This is a genomic window from Bradyrhizobium sp. SHOUNA76, assembly GCF_023006445.1.
GTDB lineage: Bacteria > Pseudomonadota > Alphaproteobacteria > Rhizobiales > Xanthobacteraceae > Bradyrhizobium.
In genome coordinates, this window is sequence record NZ_JALBHA010000824.1 from 1 (window position 1) to 1,682 (window position 1,682).

Sequence of the window (1,682 nt, forward strand, 5' to 3'; positions counted from 1 at the left end):
GGTCGGCGCGGCGCCGCAATCGTCCTTTCCCGTGAATGGCGCCGCGCCCGTCGGTGGCGCTGGTGCGTTCAGCGCGGCTCCGCCGACGCAAGCCGGCCCCGGCGAGGATTGCATGAAGGCGTTCATGCCCCTGCGCGAAGAAGCCGAGAAGCGCGGTAAGTTGATCAAGGCCGCCAGCGACCGTCATGCGCCGCCCGACGAGGCCTGCAAGCTGATCCGCAGTTTCAGCCAGGCAGAGGGGAAGATGCTCAAGTACATCGAGGCCAATGCCGCGAAGTGCGGAATTCCCCCGCAGGTCGGCGGGCAGATGAAGGAAGGCCACAAGAACACCGAGGCCATGCAAGCGAAGGTTTGCAACGTCGCGCAGCAAATGCAGCAACAGCAGGCGCGGCCGGCCGGCCCATCGCTGAGCGAGGTGCTGGGTTCGGGCTCCGCGCCTGAGGCCAATGCCGGCAAGAAGGGCGGCAGCACCTTCGACACGCTCAACGGCAACGTCCTGACCCGATGAGCGATACATCCGCCCGCGTTGCCGATTCCACCGGCAACTGGGTCGATACGCTGGCGCCGCCATGGGCGCGGCCCTACCTCCGCTTGTCCCGCTTCGACCGTCCGATCGGCTCCTGGCTGCTGTTGATGCCGTGCTGGTGGTCGGCGGCGCTCGCGAGCGGCATGGCGCATGACGTCCGCGGCCTGCCGCTCACCATCGTGCTGTTCTTCGTCGGCGCTTTCGTGATGCGCGGAGCCGGCTGCACCTGGAACGACATCACCGACCGCGACCTCGACGACAAGGTCGAGCGTACGCGCTCGCGGCCGCTGCCGTCCGGCCAGGTGACCACGAAGCAGGCGCTGGTCTTCATGATCGCACAGGCACTGATCGGCCTCGTGGTGCTGCTGCAGTTCAACCGCTTCGCGATTGCGACCGGCATCGCCTCGCTTTTGATCGTCGCGATCTACCCCTTCATGAAGCGCATTACCTGGTGGCCGCAGATCGTGCTCGGGCTTGCCTTCTCCTGGGGTGCCCTGATGGGATTTGCCGTCACCTTCGGGCGTATCGACGTCACCGCGCTGGTGCTCTATGCCGGCGCGATCTCCTGGGTGATCGGCTATGACACGATCTACGCGCATCAGGACGCCGAGGACGACGCGCTGATCGGCATCAAGTCCACCGCGCGCCTGTTCGGTGCGCATACGCACCAGGCGCTGGTCCTGTTCTACGGGCTTTCAGTGATGCTGATCGGCGTCGCACTGGCCTCAGGCGATGTGCGCTGGCCGGCCTGGCTCGGGCTGATCGCTTTCGCCGCGCACCTTGCCTTGCAGATCGTGCGACTCAGGATCGACGATCCCGAGCTTTGCCTGCGCCTGTTCAAGTCGAATCGCGATCCAGGCTTGCTGCTGTTTGCGGGATTATTGGTGGACGCGGTGATACGGGCGGCCTGACGTGAGTAGGTCTCGTAGGGTGGGCAAAGGCGCCCTTGCGCCGTGCCCACGATCTCTCGATGATTGACAAAAGGTGGGCACGCTTTCGCTTTGCCCACCCTACTGCACCTTCAATTCCTCGCGATGATCTCGCGTTCTTCGCGATGAATCGGCAGCTCGCGCGTCATTGCAACACGGCGGCGCATCAGGAATTTCGGACGGCGGGCGCGGATCGCATTGGCGCGGCGGCGGCGGGCCGCGGGCTT

Annotated in this window: 2 protein-coding genes; both read left to right on the plus strand. The window is 65.5% G+C overall.

The window, feature by feature from the left end; all coding sequences use genetic code 11:
* On the plus strand, positions 1-508 hold a 508-nt coding region (locus tag MOV74_RS37555), incomplete at its 5' end, for a hypothetical protein (protein ID WP_246932489.1).
* On the plus strand, positions 505-1,437 hold the full coding sequence (gene ubiA / locus MOV74_RS37560) for a 4-hydroxybenzoate octaprenyltransferase (protein WP_246932490.1): 933 nt from the start codon (positions 505-507) through the stop codon (positions 1,435-1,437). The genes MOV74_RS37555 and ubiA, both read left to right, overlap by 4 nt.
* Positions 1,438-1,682 lie beyond the last annotated feature (245 nt).

Coding starts and splice junctions, on each gene's coding strand:
- ubiA (WP_246932490.1), top strand. CDS start 505: ATGAGCGATACATCCGCCCGCGTTGCCGATTCCACCGGCAACTGGGTC.